Origin of the sequence: Paenalicyclobacillus macrosporangiidus, assembly GCF_900116805.1 — a bacterium.
In the GTDB taxonomy this organism is placed as follows: Bacteria; Bacillota; Bacilli; order Alicyclobacillales; family Alicyclobacillaceae; genus Alicyclobacillus_H; species Alicyclobacillus_H macrosporangiidus.
This window is the reverse complement of the sequence record NZ_FPBV01000024.1, coordinates 31,109-49,708: the sequence shown is the minus strand read 5'-3', so window position 1 is coordinate 49,708 and position 18,600 is coordinate 31,109. Positions and strand designations below refer to the sequence as shown.

General features: G+C 65.8%; 22 protein-coding genes. 8 read left to right on the top strand and 14 right to left on the bottom strand.

Annotated elements, in window-relative coordinates; translation table 11 throughout:
* Positions 1 to 202: 202 nt before the first annotated feature.
* The 7 genes from BM357_RS15950 to BM357_RS15925 all read right to left on the bottom strand — a co-directional run bounded on the left by BM357_RS15950 (position 203) and on the right by BM357_RS15925 (position 7,029).
* On the bottom strand, positions 203 to 1,012 hold the full coding sequence (locus BM357_RS15950; protein ID WP_074955743.1) for a CotS family spore coat protein: 810 nt from the start codon (positions 1,010 to 1,012) through the stop codon (positions 203 to 205).
* Between the two features lie 419 nt (positions 1,013 to 1,431).
* A complete protein-coding gene (locus BM357_RS15945) occupies positions 1,432 to 2,628 on the bottom strand; it encodes an acyl-CoA dehydrogenase (protein ID WP_074955739.1) in 1,197 nt (398 codons plus the stop codon).
* A 61-nt stretch (positions 2,629 to 2,689) separates the two neighbouring features.
* On the bottom strand, positions 2,690 to 3,355 hold the full coding sequence (locus tag BM357_RS20355; protein ID WP_245784047.1) for a 2-oxo acid dehydrogenase subunit E2: 666 nt from the start codon (positions 3,353 to 3,355) through the stop codon (positions 2,690 to 2,692).
* A gap of 14 nt (positions 3,356 to 3,369) precedes the next feature.
* Positions 3,370 to 3,771: a biotin/lipoyl-containing protein gene (locus BM357_RS20350; protein WP_245784046.1), complete on the bottom strand. Its 402-nt coding sequence runs from the start codon at positions 3,769 to 3,771 to the stop codon at positions 3,370 to 3,372.
* Positions 3,772 to 3,785: 14 nt separating this feature from the next.
* Positions 3,786 to 4,763: an alpha-ketoacid dehydrogenase subunit beta gene (locus BM357_RS15935; protein ID WP_074955736.1), complete on the bottom strand. Its 978-nt coding sequence runs from the start codon at positions 4,761 to 4,763 to the stop codon at positions 3,786 to 3,788.
* Complete coding sequence (pdhA, locus tag BM357_RS15930; RefSeq protein ID WP_074955733.1) at positions 4,745 to 5,851, bottom strand: pyruvate dehydrogenase (acetyl-transferring) E1 component subunit alpha; 1,107 nt, start codon at positions 5,849 to 5,851, stop codon at positions 4,745 to 4,747. Before pdhA ends, BM357_RS15935 begins: the two co-directional genes overlap by 19 nt.
* A gap of 77 nt (positions 5,852 to 5,928) precedes the next feature.
* Complete coding sequence (locus tag BM357_RS15925) at positions 5,929 to 7,029, bottom strand: YheC/YheD family protein (RefSeq protein WP_074955730.1); 1,101 nt, start codon at positions 7,027 to 7,029, stop codon at positions 5,929 to 5,931.
* Positions 7,030 to 7,124: 95 nt separating this feature from the next.
* Between BM357_RS15925 and panD the strand changes: the two genes are divergently transcribed.
* Together panD and BM357_RS15915 are read left to right on the top strand one after the other, a co-directional pair.
* Positions 7,125 to 7,502 carry an aspartate 1-decarboxylase gene (gene panD / locus BM357_RS15920; protein WP_074955727.1) on the top strand — a complete coding sequence of 126 codons (378 nt, stop codon included), beginning with the start codon at positions 7,125 to 7,127 and terminating at the stop codon, positions 7,500 to 7,502.
* 188 nt (positions 7,503 to 7,690) lie between these two features.
* Positions 7,691 to 8,209, top strand: coding sequence for a GtrA family protein (locus BM357_RS15915; protein ID WP_175511560.1), 519 nt, complete (start codon positions 7,691 to 7,693; stop codon positions 8,207 to 8,209).
* On the opposite strand, the gene queF is transcribed toward BM357_RS15915, so the two are convergent.
* Positions 8,145 to 8,510: a preQ(1) synthase gene (gene queF / locus BM357_RS15910; protein ID WP_074955724.1), complete on the bottom strand. Its 366-nt coding sequence runs from the start codon at positions 8,508 to 8,510 to the stop codon at positions 8,145 to 8,147. The genes BM357_RS15915 and queF overlap by 65 nt on opposite strands.
* Positions 8,511 to 8,804: 294 nt before the next feature.
* Between queF and BM357_RS15905 the strand changes: the two genes are divergently transcribed.
* Positions 8,805 to 9,440: a hypothetical protein gene (locus BM357_RS15905; protein ID WP_083430595.1), complete on the top strand. Its 636-nt coding sequence runs from the start codon at positions 8,805 to 8,807 to the stop codon at positions 9,438 to 9,440.
* A gap of 258 nt (positions 9,441 to 9,698) precedes the next feature.
* Here the strand turns inward: BM357_RS15905 and BM357_RS19490 are convergent, their stop codons facing one another.
* Together BM357_RS19490 and BM357_RS15895 are read right to left on the bottom strand one after the other, a co-directional pair.
* Positions 9,699 to 10,157: a hypothetical protein gene (locus tag BM357_RS19490; RefSeq protein ID WP_139234760.1), complete on the bottom strand. Its 459-nt coding sequence runs from the start codon at positions 10,155 to 10,157 to the stop codon at positions 9,699 to 9,701.
* A complete protein-coding gene (locus BM357_RS15895; protein WP_074955718.1) occupies positions 10,123 to 10,590 on the bottom strand; it encodes a hypothetical protein in 468 nt (155 codons plus the stop codon). Before BM357_RS15895 ends, BM357_RS19490 begins: the two co-directional genes overlap by 35 nt.
* A gap of 198 nt (positions 10,591 to 10,788) precedes the next feature.
* Here BM357_RS15895 and BM357_RS15890 point away from each other — a divergent pair, with 198 nt between their 5' ends.
* A complete protein-coding gene (locus BM357_RS15890) occupies positions 10,789 to 12,219 on the top strand; it encodes an RsmB/NOP family class I SAM-dependent RNA methyltransferase (RefSeq protein ID WP_245784045.1) in 1,431 nt (476 codons plus the stop codon).
* 51 nt (positions 12,220 to 12,270) lie between these two features.
* Here BM357_RS15890 and BM357_RS15885 read toward each other — a convergent pair whose 3' ends face one another.
* Entirely contained in the window at positions 12,271 to 13,461 is a 1,191-nt protein-coding gene (locus BM357_RS15885; RefSeq protein WP_074955716.1) for an acetyl-CoA C-acetyltransferase, read from the bottom strand.
* 252 nt (positions 13,462 to 13,713) lie between these two features.
* Here BM357_RS15885 and BM357_RS15880 point away from each other — a divergent pair, with 252 nt between their 5' ends.
* The 3 genes from BM357_RS15880 (at position 13,714) to BM357_RS19970 (ending at position 15,324) form a co-directional block, all read left to right on the top strand.
* Positions 13,714 to 14,106 carry a DUF2089 domain-containing protein gene (locus BM357_RS15880; protein WP_217647707.1) on the top strand — a complete coding sequence of 131 codons (393 nt, stop codon included), beginning with the start codon at positions 13,714 to 13,716 and terminating at the stop codon, positions 14,104 to 14,106.
* Positions 14,103 to 15,107: a DUF4097 family beta strand repeat-containing protein gene (locus BM357_RS15875; RefSeq protein ID WP_074955714.1), complete on the top strand. Its 1,005-nt coding sequence runs from the start codon at positions 14,103 to 14,105 to the stop codon at positions 15,105 to 15,107. The genes BM357_RS15880 and BM357_RS15875 overlap by 4 nt, the downstream gene beginning before the upstream one ends.
* Before the next feature lie 79 nt (positions 15,108 to 15,186).
* Complete coding sequence (locus BM357_RS19970; RefSeq protein ID WP_175511559.1) at positions 15,187 to 15,324, top strand: hypothetical protein; 138 nt, start codon at positions 15,187 to 15,189, stop codon at positions 15,322 to 15,324.
* 19 nt (positions 15,325 to 15,343) lie between these two features.
* On the opposite strand, the gene BM357_RS15870 is transcribed toward BM357_RS19970, so the two are convergent.
* Both BM357_RS15870 and BM357_RS15865 read right to left on the bottom strand, forming a co-directional pair.
* Positions 15,344 to 16,504 (bottom strand): aminotransferase class V-fold PLP-dependent enzyme, encoded by a 1,161-nt coding sequence (locus BM357_RS15870; RefSeq protein ID WP_074955711.1) that lies wholly within the window; start codon positions 16,502 to 16,504, stop codon positions 15,344 to 15,346.
* A 4-nt stretch (positions 16,505 to 16,508) separates the two neighbouring features.
* A complete protein-coding gene (locus BM357_RS15865; RefSeq protein ID WP_074955708.1) occupies positions 16,509 to 17,309 on the bottom strand; it encodes an SDR family oxidoreductase in 801 nt (266 codons plus the stop codon).
* 162 nt (positions 17,310 to 17,471) lie between these two features.
* Here BM357_RS15865 and BM357_RS15860 point away from each other — a divergent pair, with 162 nt between their 5' ends.
* A complete protein-coding gene (locus BM357_RS15860; protein WP_074955705.1) occupies positions 17,472 to 17,819 on the top strand; it encodes a hypothetical protein in 348 nt (115 codons plus the stop codon).
* Positions 17,820 to 17,848: 29 nt separating this feature from the next.
* Here BM357_RS15860 and BM357_RS15855 read toward each other — a convergent pair whose 3' ends face one another.
* Positions 17,849 to 18,364: a peptidylprolyl isomerase gene (locus BM357_RS15855; protein ID WP_074955762.1), complete on the bottom strand. Its 516-nt coding sequence runs from the start codon at positions 18,362 to 18,364 to the stop codon at positions 17,849 to 17,851.
* Positions 18,365 to 18,600 lie beyond the last annotated feature (236 nt).

Sequence of the window (18,600 nt, the reverse complement as noted above, 5' to 3'; positions counted from 1 at the left end):
AAAAGACGCCGCAGGGAATCGTGGTGCAGCGGACGGAGACAACTGAAGTACAACGGGAGATTCTTGGTGCCCTGCAGGTCGCGGAGCCTTCGCGAGTTCTGGGCATCCGTATGAACACGCCGCTCGGGCTGTAGTTACTACACGAGTTATCTACAGGTCTTGCGAATCCATGTCGGGCTTGACTTCGCGGGACTTTGTGTGACTACCAACTGTCGAACTCGGGTGGAAGGTCGAACGCGACGCCGTCGAGGTCGATGATCCACAGGCCCCCTGGCCCCCACTGCCCGTTGGACCAACCGTAATCCTGGTGAACCAGCCCCCACTCCGGCTCGCTGCGTGTCACCAGTTGGTTGTACGGGGACTGTTGCAGACGAACCAACGCCTCCTGCGCCTGCGCTTCGTAGCGGTCAGCCGCGGCGAGCAGCGCCCGGCTGGCCGGGATGTCGGAGTAAATCTGGGCCAGTGTGCGAAACCAGGGGATTTTGTTCAGAATTTTCGCGTACGTTTTCGGCCATCGGTGCAGCCGACTCGCGCGGGCTGCGCCCGACGGCTCGACGTATCCGCGCGACAGGCGGTGGAACTCGCCGAGACCGTAGCACAGCTGCTGTGCACCGGAAAGGTCTGTCTTGGAGACCGGCGCGAGCGGCTCCACCCATTCCGTGACAATCCACAACTTGCCCCCCGCCTCGGTGGCCAGACGCCCTTTGGTGGTTTCGATCAGTTGAGGTACGCGTGCGCCTTTGCCGACGAGGTAGTCCTGGGCGCCGACGGAGAACAGGCTGCGCTCCGGGGCGCGGTGCAACAGCTTCAGGCTGCGCGGGCCGCGGTCGGTGTCCAGCTTCCAGATGGCCCCCCCCTTGTCGGACTTGGCCGTGATCAGTGTCATACCGAGAACACGCATGTCGTATCTGGACAGCACCTTTTCCGCCAGTACCGCCACCTCGGGCGGCACGGTCATGTCCGGCTCCGCATACCCGTCCTGTATCCAGGGACGAATCACGTAGTCCGCCACCCCAATCCCCCCTCACATATTGCTGTCAGTCTATTGGGGGCAGGCGGACGGGGTACAAGACATCCGGCCACCGACAGCAGTTGATTGGCGGATGTCCCGGTTGAGCTGGACCACTGGCGGCAATCGGTGGGGAAAATGAGCAGGCGGGCAGGACGCCCGGCGGGAAAGCCGCGAAGCACCTCCCCGCATCCGCTGGGAAGGTGCTTCGCAAGGAAGACGGACTGACGCACAGGGTGAAATGACAGCGGAAGGGAAACTGCACACGAGGTTTGCGGCGCAAGCGTGATCGTCGGCGGCCGCTGTTCCAAACGGGATCAGCCCTGAAGCCCTGTCTAAACGCGCAGGCCGCCCGAGCGGGCGGCCATCCCATTTTCTGAGTTGTCGATGTCAATGCCCGGTTCGGTTCGACCTGGCGGTGTTCAGCGCAGCTCCAACTTCGCGATTTGCCGCCGGTGCACCTCGTCCGGCCCATCCGCCAGCCGAATGGTGCGCGCATGCGCCCACATCTGTGCGAGTGGGAAGTCGTCGCTCACACCGGCGCCGCCGTGCGCCTGAATGGCCCGGTCCATCACGCGCAGCGCCACGTTCGGGGCAACCACCTTGATCATCGAGATCTCCTTCTGCGCGGCCTTGTTGCCGACTGTGTCCATCATGTACGCCGCCTTGAGCACCAACAGGCGCGCCTGTTCAATCTCGATGCGCGAGTCGGCGATCCACTCCCGGATCACGCCCTGTTCGGCCAGCGGCCGGCCGAACGCCACGCGCTCCTTGACGCGCTTGACCATCAGCTCGAGCGCCCGCTCGGCCATGCCGATCAGACGCATGCAGTGGTGGATGCGGCCCGGGCCCAGCCTCCCTTGTGCGATCGCGAATCCCTTGCCCTCTCCCCAGATCAGGTTCGAGGCGGGCACCCGCACGTTCGTGAAGGAGATCTCCGCGTGCCCGTGGGGCGCGTCGTCGTAACCGAAGACCGGCAGCACGCGCTCGATCTTCACCCCCGGGGTGTCGAGCGGCACCAGGATCATCGACTGCTGCTCGTGCCGCGGCGCGTCCGGATTCGTCTTGCCCATGACGATGGCCACCTTGCAGCGCGGATCGCCCGCGCCGGTCGACCACCACTTGCGGCCGTTGATCACGTACGTATCTCCGTCGCGGACGATGCTGGCGCGGATGTTGGTGGCGTCCGAGGAGGCCACGTCCGGCTCCGTCATGGAGAAGCAGGAGCGGATCTCGCCGTTGAGCAGCGGGATCAACCATTTCTCCTGTTGCTCCGGCGTGCCGTACCGGACCAACACCTCCATGTTTCCGGTGTCCGGCGCGGAGCAGTTGAACACCTCCGGCGCGATGAGCGAGCGTCCCATAATCTCCGCCAGCGGCGCATACTCCAGATTGGTGAGCCCCGCCCCCCACCGGCTGTCCGGCAGGAACAGGTTCCACAAGCCGGCCGCCTTTGCCTTCGCCTTCATCTCCTCCATCACCGGCGGAATCGTCCACCGGGACGGCGCCTGGGCCAACTGCTCGCGGAAAACCTTCTCCCCCGGATACACCACCTCTTCCATGAAGGCCGTCAGTTCCCGCTGCAACCGCTTTACCTTGTCCGAGTATTCGAAGTCCATCGTCTCTCCTCCCCTCCCCATCCGTGCGGGGCATGCGCCTTCTCCCGCTCGTGCCGGGCCATCACAGTTCCAACACCAGCCGCTCGGGCCGCTCCAACCGCGCCACCACATGCCGCAGGAAGCGGGTCGCATCGGCGCCGTCGAGCACGCGGTGATCGAACGTCAACGAGACAGGCATCAGGTGGCGCGGCACCACTCGGTCCTCGGCGTCAAACATCGGACGCCGGACGACGCGCCCGGTGGCGAGGATCGCCACCTGCGGGTGATGCAGGATCGGCGTGGCGAACATGCCGCCGAACGATCCAATATTCGACAGCGTGAACGTCCCGCCCTGCAACTCGGCCACCGTCAGGGTCCGTTTGCGGGCCCGCTCCGACAGGTCCTCTATCGCCCGCGCCAGTTCCAGGAGGCTCAGCCGGTCCGCGTCGCGGATCACCGGCACCACCAGGCCATCCGGCGTATCGACGGCAATGCCGATGTGGTAGCGGCGCTTGAGCACAATGTCCCCGCGCGCGTCGTCCAGGCTGGCGTTCAGGTACGGGTAGGCGCGAAGCCCCGAGATCACCGCCTTGATGATGAACGGCAGGTACGTCAGTTTGACGCCGAGCGCCTCCGCCTCGGCGGCGGCACGCGCCCGGAAGGCCACCAGTTCCGTGACGTCCGCCTCATCCATCCCCGTGACCTGGGCCGCCGTGTGCAGGGATTGGACCATCCGCTCGGCGATCACGCGCCGCAACCCGCTCAGGCGGACGCGCTCCTCGTCCGCGCCGGGCGCCGCGGCAGGCGCGGGCCCTCCGGATGTGCCCGACGGGCCGGGTGCCGCCGGCGGCCTCCCTCGCCGGACGCCGTGCCCCCCGCACCAGTCCTCCCTTCGGTCGCCGCTGCCGGGGCGACAGCCTGTCCGGGTTCCGTCTCAATCTCCACCAGCACCGTGCCCACCGGGACCACCGCCCCCTCCGGCACCAACACCCGCAGGACCCTGCCGGCGACGGGAGAGGGGATCTCGACCAGCGCCTTGTCCGTCTGGATCTCCGCCAGCACCTGATCCATCGCCACCGGTTCGCCCGGAGCGACGTGCCAGCGCACCACCTCCCCTTCGTGCACGCCCTCGCCTAGGTCGGGCAACGCCCACCGGTACACCATGTCGTTCACGCTCCTCACGCCTGCATCACCCGCCGCACGGCCGCCAGCACGCGGGCGGGCGTCGGCAGCCACAGGTCCTCCACCGCCGGAGGCGGGTACGGGGTGTCGAATCCGGTGACGCGCTCGACGGGGGCGAGCAGTGAATAAAACGCCCCGTCGTGGATGGCCGCCAACACCTCGGCGCCCACGCCGCCGCTGCGCACCGCTTCGTGCACCACCACCGCGCGGCCCGTCTTCTCCACGGATTGCGTCAACGCCGCCGCGTCGAAGGGAGAGACCGTGCGCAGGTCGAGGACCTCGCACGACACCCCCTCGGCGGCGGCCGCCTCCGCCGCCTCCAGCGCGATCGGCACGGTCGGCCCCCAGGCGACAATCGTCACGTCCTCGCCCTCCCGCGCCAACCGGGCGGGTCCAATCGGAACCGTGTAGAAACCATCCGGTACCTCCATCCGGCCGAGACGATACAGGCGCATCGGCTCCAACACCAGGACCGGGTCCGGGTCCTCCACGGCTGCGAGCAGCAGTCCCTTGGCGTCGTACGGGTTGCTCGGCATCACCACCTTCAGACCGGGGGTGTGCAGGAACAGGGCCTCCAGGCTGTCCGAGTGCAGTTCGGGCGTGCGCACCCCGCCTCCGAACGGGGCGCGGACGACCAGCGGCACCGTGCAGCGCCCCTGGGTCCGGAAGCGGATGCGCGCAGCCTGAGACGCCAGTTGGTCCATCGTCTCGTAGATGAACCCAAGGAACTGGATCTCGTCAATGGGGCGCATCCCGGCGAGGGCGAGGCCGACCGCCGTGCCGACGATGCCCGATTCGGCCAGGGGGGTGTCGATCACGCGGCCCTCCCCAAACCGCTCCTGCAGCCCCTCCGTGGCGCGAAACACGCCGCCGTTCTTTCCCACGTCCTCGCCGAGGACCATCACCCGCGGATCGCGGGCCAGGGCCGTTGCGATGGCGTCTTGGATCGCCTGGATCATCGTGCGCCCGGCCATCCGTTTGCTCCCCCTTCCGCCTGTTCCGCCAGAAATCCGGCGCGCTGGGCCGCGAGTGCGGGCGTCGGTTCCGCATACACGTGGCCAAACAGCACCTCCGCCGCATCCGGCGCCGGGTACGACTCGGCCCGCTCCACCGCCGCCGCAATCCGCTCGTCCGCCTCCCGGATCCAGGCAGACTCCGCCGCCTCGTCCCACGCACCCCGCCGCTCCAGACAGAGCCGCAACCGGCGAATGGGATCCAGCGCCTCGACCCAGGTCTGGTGCACCTGCGGATCACGGTAACGGCGCGGATCATCCGCCGTGGTATGGGGCCCCTGCCGGTAGGTGACCGCCTCCACCAGCGTTGGCCCGCCGCCGGCGCGGGCGCGCGCCACCGCACGGCACATCGCGGCGTACACGGCGACCACGTCATTGCCGTCGACGCGGATGCCCTCGATGCCGTACGCCACCGCCTTCTGTGCCACCGTCGGCGTCGCCATCTGCCGGGTCACGGGAACGCTGATGGCGAACTGATTGTTCTGGCAGAAGAAAACGGCCGGTACCCGAAACACCGCGGCGAAGTTGAGGGCTTCGTGGAAATCCCCTTGCGAAGTCGCACCGTCTCCGAAGAAGGCGGATGCGACGCGGTCTTCCCCGCGCTGTTTGCAAGCCCAGGCCGCACCCACCGCGTGCAGAATCTGCGCCGCGATGACAATCTTGCCCGGCAGCATGTTCAATTCCGCGGGCACCTTGCCCGCATCCGGATGACCCTTGCTGAACAACAGGGCCATCTCCGGCGGCAACCCGTGGTACATCATCCCGGCCACCTCCCGGTAGCTCGGGAACACCCAATCCGTCTTCTCCAGCGCCGCAAAGCTGCCGATTTGGGCCGCCTCCTGGCCGGAGAACGGCGCGTAGGTGCCCAACCGCCCCTGGCGGTGCAGGGTCAGGGCCCGTTGGTCGAAGCGGCGCGCGAAGACCATCCATCGGTAGAACGAACGGAGCCGCTCGTCATCCAAAGATTCAGGCCACTCTCCGACGACGGATCCGTCCGGCGCGAGCACCTGGTGCGCCGGAATCTCCTCCTCCCAGCTGTACGTGCGCAATGTCCTCCCCCTTCTCCAGCCGTACGACGGACTTGCCCCGCGCGAGCGCAGAGTCCGCCGACGCCGGCCGATGGCCGTCACACGCGGCCTGTGCGCGCCAGATGGACGAGAAACTCTGCGTTCAGGCGGGCCGCCATACGCTTCATTTCTGAATCCAAGAGCAACCGCGAAGGTTTGGGATTCATCTCAATGAACCAGACGCGCCCTGCGTCGTCGACGCCGAGGTCGAACCCGAGCAGGCCCGCGGACGGCCGGCGTGCACTGATGAGCTTCGCGATCGCCAAGGCACATTCCTCCAGGTCGGCGACCGGAATCACCTTTCCCTCGCGCGCCGCAAGTGCCCGGCCACGCGCCAGATCGAGCCGCTCCCCGCCGGCGACAAGATTGGTCACCACCCCGTCCCGCGGGGCCCGCTTGGGAATGACGCCGACGATGCGCCACTTGCCCCCGAGGCCCCGGCAGACCACCACGCGAAAGTCCACCTTCCGTCCAGCGAGGGTGATCAGGGCCAACCCGCGCTGCACCAGATGCGGGGTGCGCGCACGGCGGGCCAACCAGGCGGCCAATACGCGCTCGGTCATCCGTCGGCGCATGGCGCCTCCTTCGCGCAGGCGATCGGCGCAGACGCGAAACCTCCCGTCGCGAGACGCTTCAATCCGCGTCACACCGGTGCCGCCGTAGCCCCCGACAGGTTTCACGAAGGCGGTTCGCCACGCGCGGATGTACGAGATGGCCTGGGCGGGAGCGGTGAGCCAGTGGGTCTCCGGCAGATAGCGGGCCAAATCCGTCCGGCGCAGCCACCGGAACATCTGCCATTTGTTCGGAAGCACCGGATTGAACACCGGGATGCCGTTGCGCCGGGCTTGTGCCCGCAAGCCCCTGGTGTACCCGCGGACGGCCAAATGGACGAACACATTTTCGTAGAGGGCCTGTGGGAGCGGACGCCAGACCCGGCGCCAGGGTCCCTCCGGACGGTCCAGATCCGCCGGTACCCAGGCGTGCACGCGGCGCGCCGGCCAGTCCACATCCTCAGGGGAGAACACCAACAGCTCCGCACCCAACTCGGCAGCCCGCACAGCCATGCGGCGGAAGTATGCAACCGGCCGCGCCCCCGAGGGTCCTCCGCCACGCGGCAGGACCGTGGTGACGACGCCCACGCGCACCATGGAATCGCTCACACGAGTCACCCCTCACAAATGCCTTGCACATGATATGTCGGGGCATTTGGCAAGGGCTGGACAACCGCCCAGGGGTGGATGGAAGGAGGAACCCGGTGCTGAGAACGGTGTGCAAAGGCAAGATCCACCGTGCCACGGTCACGCAGGCCGACCTGAACTACATGGGCAGCGTCACCATCGACAAGGTCCTGATGGACGCAGCGGATATCCGCGCGTTTGAGATCGTGCAGATCACCAATCTGTCCACCGGGACCATCTGGCAGACGTATGCCATCGAGGGCACCCCCGGATCGGGCACCCTCTGCCTCAACGGCCCGCCCGCACGGCACTTCCACGCGGGCGACAAGGTGATCATCCTGTCGCTGTCCATCGTCACGGAGGAAGAGTGGGCCCGGCTGGAGCCGCGTCTCGTGTACGTCGACGATCGCAATCAGATCCTGTCGGTCGTACGCCACAAGACGGCCGATCCGTGACGGCGCCACGCAGGCGGCCGGGTTACACAGACGGCTGCGCCACGCCCTGTCACAAGCACCGATTCGTATTCGTTCTGCGGGCTTCTCTTCAAGGAAATTTCGAAGTCGCGGGGGTATGAATGGGGAAAGCCGCAGCGGGGCGGGCCTCCCGCCGCCCGCCCGGCAACCTTGGCGACGGGAGGTCCCCCATGCCCACCGCGATGCAGAGATTTTGTCTGGCACTGGGAATCCGCGGAAGCCACCGCATCCGCGCCGGCGTGCTGAAATTTGCTTGCGTCGGCGTGCTCTCGGCGGCCATCGATTTCGGCGTGCTCAACGCCCTCCTGTGGACCGCGCCGGCCGGCGGATGGCTGCGGACCCTGTATAACTCTGTCGCCGTCGTCTGCGCGCTCGCCAACAGCTACGCGTGGAACTGCCGCTGGACGTTCGCCGAGCGAGCGGACGGCAGTCGCAGCGAACGGCGGCGATTCTTCCTGCAGGCGGTGCTGAACGTCGCCCTCAACGACGCCACGTGGCTGACGCTCGGCGGTTGGTTGTCGCACCTCGGCCACCTGCAGCCGCGTGTGGCCGACGACGCGGCCAAAGCGGCCGCGATGCTCATCTCATCCACCGCCAGTTACGAGCTGATGCGGCGCTGGGTGTTCAGGCGGGATCCGGCTGCCGGTACTCCACCGTCACCTTCGTGTGAATCCCGCCACGCACGGTGAAATCGCCCGTGACCCGGCAATAGCGCGGCTTGGCGGCGGCGACGAAGTCATTGAGGATGATGTTCGTCACGTCCTCGTGAAAATGCCCTTCGTTCCGAAAGCTCCACAGATACAGCTTGAGGGATTTCAGCTCGACCAGGAACGGCCCCGGTTGATAGTGAATGGTGATGGTCGCGAAGTCCGGCTGCCCGGTCATCGGACAGACGGTCGTGAACTCCGGCGTCGACATCTCGACATCGTACACACGGTCCGGGTGCGGATTGGGCACCACGACCAGCTCTTTGCTCGGCTGCGTCGGCATGGATAACCCCCCTTTGGTCCACCCACACTATACGAACGAACGCCCGTGCGTGCAACCACCTGGACGTCGCCGTCCGTCGACTGCCCGCGCGACGCCCGGGCCTCCCATCCACCGATGCCCCCGAAGTGCGCTCCAAACAGATTCCGAACCGTCGTGCCCGCTGTCGCCAATGCTCGCCTCATGCAGATGACCGGTGGGGACAACGTGGATTCCTCTTCAGACAGATTTCCTTTGGGGGAATGTTTAGATAAAATTCTAAGCAACTGTATGAAATCAAATGAAGGATAGGCGAGGATGCCAATGAATCTGCAAACTCAATTGTTTCTGGGCAGGTTCGGGAATCTGCTCGCATTTGGTTATGGGATTTTTCTTATCGTGATCTGTATACCGATGCTGGTTTGGCTTGTTGTCTCACTCATTCGGTGGAGGACATCAGGAAAAAGAGCACTCCTCAAATGGTGGGCGATTACCGTTGGCGTTCTTTCTGTCTTCGGGTTAGTCATCCTGGCCGTTGCCAAGATATTTGATGATGCTGCGTATACCATCGCATCTCGGACGAACATTTATGTTCCAAGATCAGTGGACGTACTGGAAAACGACCATTTGGTTGCGTTCGATCAAGAACAGGACTACGTCGTCGTGCGGTTCAATCAAACTCAAATGGATACATTCATCCAAGCCGCTCAGGAAAAAGGATGGAAATATGGAACCGTTGTGCCGTACTCCTTGACACATCCCTCGCCCGGGAAGGAAGATTCAATGTCTGGTAAACGTAATCCATTACCTCAAGTGAAACGGGATGGATATTATGATTCGCTCGTCACGACCAGCGGCCGATATCCGGCTTCGTCCACGACACGGGAAGCCTATTTCTTGGACACAGAGACCAGAACGCTGTACATGTTCTTTGACCGCTCACAGTGGGGTTGACCTTGTTCACGACATCTGTCGACTTACGTCATTTGCGTTTGCTGCACCCCCTGGTCGCCATTCTACTGCTGCACCACAACCGGTATTTTGATCATGTTTTTGTTCAACTCCGTCTCATTCCCCACATTCATGCCGAGCACGATTTGCGGAACGACCAACAGAAACCCGTGATCCGCGGGATTCACCATCGTGTAAACGATCGCGTTCGTGTACGGCGACGGCTCGCACTGCGCCACAGCGTCCGGGCCGGGACCGGGATCACCGTGGTCGCTGTACAGGAGAAATGCCAACGGAAGCTTTGGCCCTGAGTCGTAAACGACCAATCACCAGATGTTGGCCAACACGCATGTGCAGCGGGGAAAGGTCACCAGTGATATGGAAGTCCGTCGCGCCTCCCTTTGTTGTGCCGATCACTTGCAACGTCCTCGTCACACTGTTCGGTACCTCTCCTGCCGTGGGAAACTCCTGCGAGACAGAGGATGGATGGACGCCCTGGGACGTGAAGGTGTACATCACCGGAGTCTCAAATCCCACGGCAGAGCTGCGCAACAGAAGGTGTTGGTCATCCAGCTTGTACGAGATGCCTCCAGGGATGATCTTGTCCTCCTGGAGGTGCCGTGTGTTCCATTGCCCTTGACCATGGTGATCAAATTGTTCCAGGATCAGCTTTCCTCCGCCGAATTCAGGGGCTATCGCCACGTTCTGCACCATCGCCAAATAGTCGGATGATCCCGCCGTGAACCAAAAAAATCTGGTCACGGTTGATTCCATTATCGTCGTGGACGTGGTAGAGTACCTGAGGTGATTTCCCGTCGGCATCTGCGACGACATAGAGCTCCTGGGCATAGACTTTAGGCAACCCGGAAACGTACCCGAAAAGCTTCAGCTGCCCATCGGGCGAAGTGGTCACAAACGCTTCCGACAGTCCGGTGGGAGGCGTGAACGGGAGACAGGTCGCCGCGTTGGAGTCTTTCTCTGCTACAACAGGCAGTCCGGTCGTATGAGTCGCAACGGTCAGGCCAACAACCAGGATTGCAACCGCGGCCAGTGCGGCTGTGGCTGTGCTCCATGCATGGGAAAGCCATTTTGACTTCGATGGCCGTATGTCATTCGATTGTCGCCGGATGATGGCTTGCATGCGTTCTCTCACAGCATCGAGCATCCTTGCGTTCGCCAATGGCTTGTACCTGTTTCTCCAATCGTCAAGGTTGTTCAAACACGATTGAGAACATTTTGCAACCCAACCGACATAGGGAACATGGACAGCCGCGCCGCTGCGCGGTATCGGTTTCGATCCCGTCCGCCCCTTGCGGTATTCTGGTCATACATCCGCAAGGAGGGACACTGCGTGAAGGCACCCCGCGCATTTTCCGATTGGATGCTCCGATGGCTCGGCTCGGAATGGGACGAGTTCGCGTCGGCGCTGGAACAACCGCCGCTTCGCGCCGTCCGGCTCCACCGCGTGAGCGTGCAGCCGGCCCGGCATGGCGATCCCGCGGCCGCTGACGGCGACAGCCCGCTCGCTGCCGCCGTGACGTTGCCCGTGCCCGAAGCGGTACGCCGCGAACTGGGCGATCCGGTGCCGTGGGCCGACGGCGGTTATTATATCGCGCCCGACAGCCCGCTCGGCCGCCTGATCTACCACGACATGGGCCTGTATTACCTGCAGGAGCCATCCGCCATGGCCGTCGTCGCTGCCCTCGCCCCGCAGCCGGGCGAGTGGGTGCTCGATCTGTGCGCCGCCCCCGGCGGCAAGACCACCGCCATCGGCCGCGCGCTGGCGGGCAGCGGGTGGCTGGCCGCCAACGAGATCCATCCCGGGCGCGTCGAGATCCTGGCGCAAAACCTGGAGCGAACCGGTCTGGAAGCCACCATCTTCCAAGAGACACCCGAACGTTTGGCGGACGCTCTCGGCCCGTGTTTCGACGCGGTCCTGGTGGACGCACCCTGCTCCGGGGAGGGGATGTTCCGCAAGGACCCGGCGGCCGTTGCGGAGTGGTCGCCGGACGCACCGGCGCGCTGCGCGGATCGCCAACGCGAGATCCTCGGGCACGCCCTGCGCCTGGTTCGCCCAGGGGGGCGATTGGTGTACTCCACCTGCACCTTCAATCCCGTGGAGAACGAACAGGTGGTCGCGTGGGCGCTTCGCCACCACCCCGTGGAGGTCATGCCGCTGCCCGAGTGGCCCGGGTGGACGACCGGGCAGCCCGATTGGGCGGATGGCGATCCGCGCCTGCTGCACACCCGCCGCCTGTGGCCGCACCGCGGCCTGGGCGAGGGGCACTTCGTCGCCGCCCTGCAGGTGCTCGATACCCCGCGGGACAGGAACGCCCGGGCCGTGCGCGGCCGCGGCCGACCACAGAACCCGGTTCGGCTGGAGAGTTGGTGGGACGATCTGCTCAGTGTCCCCGTCCCCGAGTCCTGGCGACGTCCCTTGTGGCGCGGGGACTTCGCGTACACCCGACCGCCCCGCCCGCTGCCCGACGGACTGCGGGTTCTGCGGCCGGGTGTGCCGATTACCAGGCGGCTGCGGGATCGCATGGAACCGCTGCACGCCTTGGCGATGGCGCTCGCGCCTGGGGCGGCCCGGCGGTCCCTGGCCCTGGACGAAGCCGAGGCGGCCCGCTACCTCGCGGGAGAGGCGTTGGCGGACAGCGGAGAGAAAGGGTGGGTATGGCTTCATGTCGACGGCCTGCCCCTCGGCTGGGGAAAACGCGCGGCGGGCCGCGTGAACAACCTCTATCCGAAGGGCCTGCGCCGGCCGGGGGTCATCGGATAGGGTGCCACACGGGCCCGCCGCGGGTCCGCCGACATCCGATGAGGCGCTGCGTCAATCCGCGGTGGATTCTATCACCATTGCGATGCCCTGCCCGCCGCCGATGCACAGGGAGGCCACGCCGATGCGTTCGCCGCGCCGGCGCAGTTCGTACGCCAGCGTGAGCAACACGCGCGCCCCGCTCGCACCGATGGGATGACCCAGCGCGATGGCGCCACCGTTGACATTGGTGCGGTCGCGGGGCAGGCCGAGTTCCCGTTCGACGCTCAGGTATTGGGCCGCGAACGCCTCGTTGACCTCCCACAACGCCACGTCCTCGAATGACACCCCGGCCGCCGCCAGGGCCTTGCGCACGGCTGGCACGGGGCCGATGCCCATGTACGCCGGGTCCACGCCGGCCACACCCCAGCCGAGGATGCGCGCCACGGGTTTGAGCCCCCGCTCGGCCACCGCCTGTTCGGACGCCACCACCACCGCGGCCGCCCCGTCGTTGATCCCGCTGGCGTTGCCCGCCGTCACGGTACCGCCCGCCTTGAACGCAGGTTTGAGTCTTGCCAGCGCCTCGAGGGTCGTGCCGGGGCGGATGTGCTCATCCTGTTCCACGAGGGTGTCGCCTTTTCGGCCCGGCACCGGCACCGGGACGATTTCTTCCGCCAGCCGCCCCGACGCCCGCGCGGCCGCGGCGCGTGCCTGGCTCAAACACGCGAACTCGTCCTGCGCCTCCCGGGTGATGCCGAAACGTTCCGCCAAATTTTCCGCCGTGATGCCCATCGGCAGGTTCCCGCGGCAATCGGTCAGCGCCTCCGTCAACACGTCCACTGCAACGGCATCGCCCATGCGGTGTCCGAACCTCGCCCCGCGCAACACGTAAGGCGCCTGGCTCATCGACTCCGCCCCGCCGGCCAAGGCAATCTGGCTTTCCCCCAGCAGGATGTCCTTGGCCGCCGTCACCACCGCCTGCAACCCGGACCCGCACAGCCGGTTGACGGTCAGCGCCGGCGTCTCCACCGTCACGCCCACGTCGAGTGCGATGTGGCGGGCGAGATACGGCGCCCCGTTGTGCGACTGGATCACGTTCCCGAAGACCACGTTGTCGACGGCTTCCGGTTCGACGCCCGCGCGGCGCAGCGCTTCCGCCCCCGCGATGGCGCCGAGTCGGGTCGCGGTGACATCCTTCAGGCTGCCGCCGAACGATCCGAACGGTGTGCGCGCCCCGTCCACCACGTACACAGACTTCCGATCCATTTTATCCCCTCCCGCCCCCATTATCGCATGGGCCCGGCCGCGTGGATAGGGGCCAGCCGCCTGTTCGCCCGCCCCCACCTGTTCGTCCGAGGGGTTTGATATTTTGAATTGAAATGTGCCTAATTTTAATGATCCTGTTTGACAATGTTCATTTTCGAGTTCATAATCAAAACAACCCCACCGGACCAGCCGGATCCCGCCTCAGGGCGGTCAGCCCGGTGTCCGCCGGGAATCCGAGAGGAGGTTTACCCTGTGGCTTATCCGATGCCCACACGCTGCCCCGCGTGCCAAACGGCGATGCAGGTGACCGAGCTGGCCTGCCCGCAGTGCGACACGAAGGTCCAGGGGACATTCACCGCCCCTGCACTGTTCCAGTTGAACCCGGAGCAGGCGCAGTTTGTCGAAGTGTTCCTGCGCTGCCGCGGCAACTTCAAAGAGGTGGAACGAGAGCTGAAAATCTCGTATCCGACCGTGCGCGCCCGGCTGGATCAGGTGATTCAGGCGCTCGGTTACACGCCTGCGCCGGAGGCGGCACCGGCCGACATCCCGGCCGAAGCCGGCGAGGTGTTGGACGCGCTCGGCAGCGGCGAACTGACGTTTGAGGAAGCACTGCAGAGGTTAAAGGAGGACCGGTTGTCGCGATGAACGAGCAGAGGAAAATTCTCGACCTGTTGGCGGAAGGCAAGATCACGGCGGAACAGGCAGAGATGCTCCTGCAGGCCCTGGGAGGCGACAGCGGGCGCGCGGGAGGCGCGAAGCCGTGGCAGGAATGGAGCCGCCGCATCCCCCTCCAGGACCTGAAACAGGTGGGTGCGCAGATTGCCTCCACGGTCACCCAGTCCCTCAGCGAAGTGAAGCGCACCCTCGAACAGCAGAAGCGCGTGGTCGAACAGCAATTGGAACATCTGTCATGGAACCAGCCCGTCGTGTCCGTGTCCCATGACCTGCGGCTGCCGGAAGGCGTCACGGACGTGTGTGTGGAGACCGGCCACGGCAGCGTGCAGATCACCGAAGGGGACGGTCCGGCCATCGCCATCCATGTCCGCGCCCGCGTGCGGACCGACAATCTGGCGGATGGCAAGCGAGCCCTGGAGCAGGCGCTGCAGTCCCTCCACAATGACGATCGGTTTGACTTGACGGTTCTGCCCGGATTCAAGGACGCCGACTCCGGTGCCACGGTGGTGTCGGCCGATGTGGACGTGTTTCTTCCCCGCGGCGTCCGCCGTGTGTCGGCACGGACCCGCAGCGGACGGGTGTTGGCCGATTCCGTCCATGCCGGAGAGCTGCGGCTGGAGACGACGCGCGGAAATGTGTTGGCCATCCGCTGCGCCGTGGACCGCCTCCATCTGGACAGCGAGTCCGGGTCCATCAGCGTGCACGCCGTGGACGCCAAAACGCGAAGCGTATACGCCCAGACCAAACATGGCACGATTGACATCGACGGGGTTCCGGACGGCGTGACCGTCACGGGAACCGCGCAGACCAGCATCGGGACCGTCGATATCGACGCCGAGCGCTTTGAAGTGGAATTCGGCGAGACTTCGCGCCGCAACCATGCCCGGTTCCGCCGCCAGGCGGACGCGGGAGAATCGGAGCTGCACATCCAACTGACCGCCCGCACCGGCGGCATCAAAGTGCGCGGGTAGCGGCCGGAGCGAACAGCGGATGTGTCGCGCCCAGGCGGCACGCGGCAAGCCGGCGGTCCCGGAAGGAGTGGGACGAGATTTGGATCGGACACATCCGCTGTACGCCGTCGTTTGTATCCTGGCGGCCGCCGCCATCCAGGCGGTGCTGTTGTGGAAGCTTCGCGGGGGGATGGAAAAGGCCCGCGCGGACGCGGACCCGGAGGACCCGGTTTCTTAATGCCGGTGTTCCTCTGGGATCACGCCCTCACCTGTTCCAGCCACTTCACGAACCGTTCCACATCGTCCTCGTGGTTGTACAGCCCGAAGGAGATCCTGATCCACCGCCCGTCCGGGCTGATCCCCACCTCGATCCCGTGCGCCCGCGCGTCCTCCGCGCAGGCCCCAGCTTCCCGCCCGGCGACTTCCAACGCGAGCATGCCCACCCGTGCGTCCCGCGGCGTCATGACCCGGACGTGCGGAAGGTCGAGCAGCCGCTCCATCGCCTGCCCGGAGAGCCCGCGGACGCGGGTGAACACCAAATCCCACCCGGCCTGGCCGCGCAGAAAGCGCAGGCTCTCCAGCCAGCCGGTCCATGGCGCCAAATCGCCCGAGGCCAGTTCAAACCGCCTCGCGTCGGGCGCGAGGAGAAAGGATCCCCACGCGTCGAGGGCAGACGGGCTGGCCAGTGCCGGCTCGCCAGTCCACGCCGGTTGCAGCATGGACCACACGTCGGGACTGACGACGACCGCCCCGACCCCGAACGGACCGCACAGCCACCGCCGTCCGTCCACCACGTATACAGGGATGCCACTCTCCTCCAGCGTGATGGGATCGGCCCCTGCGCCGTAGGAACCGTCCACGATGAGGAGGATGCCACGCGCACGGCACAGTTCGGCGAGCGCCTCCACCGGCAGGCGCCGGCCGCTCTGGGGGTCGACGTGCGCACAGATCATTGCGCGGGTCCGCGGGGTGATGCTCGCCCCGGCCTGGGCCACCAACGCATCCGCGTCCAAGCTGCCCGAGAGACGCCGGGTCACCACCCCCCGCCGCTGCGCGAACGCGTACAGCGGGAGCACTGCGTCCGCGTCTCCGAGGCCCGCGTACACCACCTCGTCTCCCGCCCGCAGCGGTAACGCCCACAGCACCATCCCCAGGCCGTGCGCCGTCCCCGTCGTCAACGCAATCCGTTCCGCATCCGTGTGAAACAGATGGGCCAACTGCTCGCGCACCTGCTGCCGGACCGCCGCGAGCCGCTGCGCATGCACCGGTTCCAGCCGACCTTCCGCGCACGCCTGCGCATACACGGTCTGCATGGCGGAGGCGGCCGCTTCCGGCAACGCACCCGCGTAGGCCGTGTTCAGATACGTCACTCCACGCACCGCCGGAAAATACCGGCGCAGATGATCCGCGTACGCCATCCTCTCACCCCTCGCCGGATACTCCCTCGGGCGCGCGCCATCCGCCCGCAGGCGCCTCTTCGCGGGCCCGGATGTCGCGGCCGCCGGTGACCTGCGTGACGGTCCCGTTCAACTGCTGGCTGTCCTCGTGGCAGAGGAACGCAATCAACCGCGCCACGTCTTCGCCGACCGGTGCCCGGTCGCCGCGGGGACCGGACGGCACCTCGCGGATCATGCGCTCTTTGTTCTCCCCGCGGATGTCCCCAGGGCAGACCATGTTCGCCGTGATCCCGAAGTCGCGTTCCTCCCGCGCGATGGTGCGCGTGAGGCTGGCGAGGGCGGACTTGGCCGCCGCGTAGGCCGAACGGTGGCGCCAGCCCGCCGCCTCCCCCGCCCCGTCATACCCGACCGTCACGATGCGGCCAAATCCCCGCGCCCGCATCCCGCCGATCAGCGCCCGGTAAATCCAGAAGAAATTGTTCAGGTTCCCGTCCATCATCCGCGTCCACATCTCGTCAGTGTACGCGGCCAGCGGGATGCGCTCGAACACGAAGGGCCCGAAGTTGTGCACGAACGCATCGATGGCGGAACACTCAGAGAGGAACCTCGCGACAACGTCCGACACCTGGGCCCGGTCCAGCAGATCGGCCTGCGCAAACCACACGCGCCGCCCCCGTTCCCGGGCCAATCCGGCCAAACGTTCGGCCTGCGCCAGGCTCGTCCGGTACGTGAAACACACATCCCAGCCGGATTCCAACAGCGCGCGCACGACGGCGAAACCGAGCCCGCCTGCGCCGCTCGTCACCAATGCTGTGCGGACCGTCATGCGCTATGCGGTCCCCCTTTGCGGCATCGCCGCTCCCGGTCCCCGGGACGGAAGCGGCGAAATATCCAATGTTGTCCGCGGCGCACAGATTCACCTATGATGAAAGTATCCCAACAGATCGCCATACACATCACTATACCCGACCTTGCAGGAGGTGCGCCGATGTCCTTCAAACTCGACCCCAGGCTCGGCATCGAGCTGCCGGATTTCGAGCGGCCGTACGAGGAACTGGAACCCCGGGAGCAAGAGGAGATTCTCGTACAGTGGGAACAGATCCGCGCCAAAATCCCCGACCAAATCGTCCATTTTGAACACGTCATCGAAGACCTGCTGCAAGAGGTGCACAAGGAGGAGGACTGGGACGTCATCTCCGCCTATTTCGCCGACATCGCCGACTACGCCAGCCGCATCCACGAGTTGAACACCTGGCGCCGTGTCGATCCGGCGCTCGGCGCCCTGCCGGCCCAGGGCCACGCCCAGGAACACCGGGATCGGGAAAAGACCACGTGACCCTGGACGCCGCCCGGCCTCCGGCTCCCTCAGCCCGCGGGGCGGGTGACGATCTCCACCGAGATCATCCGCACGTCCTCCACGGGCCGGCTCACCTCGCCTGTGGCGGAACGGGTGACCGGCGTCGCGGCGATGCGCTGCACCGTGTCCATCCCCTCCCGGACGCGGCCGAACACCGTGTAGTTCGGATACCGGTTCAGGTGCCGGCACTGCTCGCCGGTACAGATGAAAAACTGCGATCCGTTGGTGTTCGGCCCCGCGTTGGCCATCGCCACGATCCCCGGCTCGTACGGCCGCACGGGCGGGAGCTCGTCCGCAAACCGGTAGCCCGGTCCGCCCGCCCCGGTGCCGGTCGGATCGCCCGTTTGAATCATGAACTCGCGGATGATCCGGTGGAAGATCACCCCGTCGTAGAACCGGTCCCGCGCCAGCGCGACGAAGTTGTTCACCGTCAGCGGGGCCTCTTCCGCAAACAGCTCCACGGTGAAGTCGCCCTCGCTGGTATGAATGACCGCCTCGTACTGCGTGTCCGGCAACAATTGCATGGCGGGTGCCCGCCCATACGTTTTCGGCACCAACAACACCCTTCCCTGCCTGCGTTGTGGGAGCGGCGAGCGCCGTGCGCCGCTCTCGCCCCTGGTTCGATCCTAACACACCGTAACTGGAAACACACCCATCCGTGTCAAATGCGCGCCCCGCATCAACGCCGTTGAAGGCCCCTCCGTCCGCACCTTGGGTTTGTCCGGGCACGGTTCGGAAACAATGGTACACTGGGATCAAG

Bases quoted from the DNA above. Each gene is read 5' to 3' on its own strand.
- BM357_RS15945 (WP_074955739.1), bottom strand. From the start codon at position 2,628: ATGGACTTCGAATACTCGGACAAGGTAAAGCGGTTGCAGCGGGAACTG.
- BM357_RS20350 (WP_245784046.1), bottom strand. From the start codon at position 3,771: ATGGTGTACCGGTGGGCGTTGCCCGACCTAGGCGAGGGCGTGCACGAA.
- BM357_RS15935 (WP_074955736.1), bottom strand. From the start codon at position 4,763: ATGGCCGGGCGCACGATGATCCAGGCGATCCAAGACGCCATCGCAACG.
- BM357_RS15915 (WP_175511560.1), top strand. From the start codon at position 7,691: ATGCCCACCGCGATGCAGAGATTTTGTCTGGCACTGGGAATCCGCGGA.
- queF (WP_074955724.1), bottom strand. From the start codon at position 8,510: ATGCCGACGCAGCCGAGCAAAGAGCTGGTCGTGGTGCCCAATCCGCAC.
- BM357_RS15905 (WP_083430595.1), top strand. From the start codon at position 8,805: ATGCCAATGAATCTGCAAACTCAATTGTTTCTGGGCAGGTTCGGGAAT.
- BM357_RS15885 (WP_074955716.1), bottom strand. From the start codon at position 13,461: ATGGATCGGAAGTCTGTGTACGTGGTGGACGGGGCGCGCACACCGTTC.
- BM357_RS15875 (WP_074955714.1), top strand. From the start codon at position 14,103: ATGAACGAGCAGAGGAAAATTCTCGACCTGTTGGCGGAAGGCAAGATC.
- BM357_RS15870 (WP_074955711.1), bottom strand. From the start codon at position 16,504: ATGGCGTACGCGGATCATCTGCGCCGGTATTTTCCGGCGGTGCGTGGA.
- BM357_RS15865 (WP_074955708.1), bottom strand. From the start codon at position 17,309: ATGACGGTCCGCACAGCATTGGTGACGAGCGGCGCAGGCGGGCTCGGT.
- BM357_RS15860 (WP_074955705.1), top strand. From the start codon at position 17,472: ATGTCCTTCAAACTCGACCCCAGGCTCGGCATCGAGCTGCCGGATTTC.
- BM357_RS15855 (WP_074955762.1), bottom strand. From the start codon at position 18,364: ATGCAATTGTTGCCGGACACGCAGTACGAGGCGGTCATTCATACCAGC.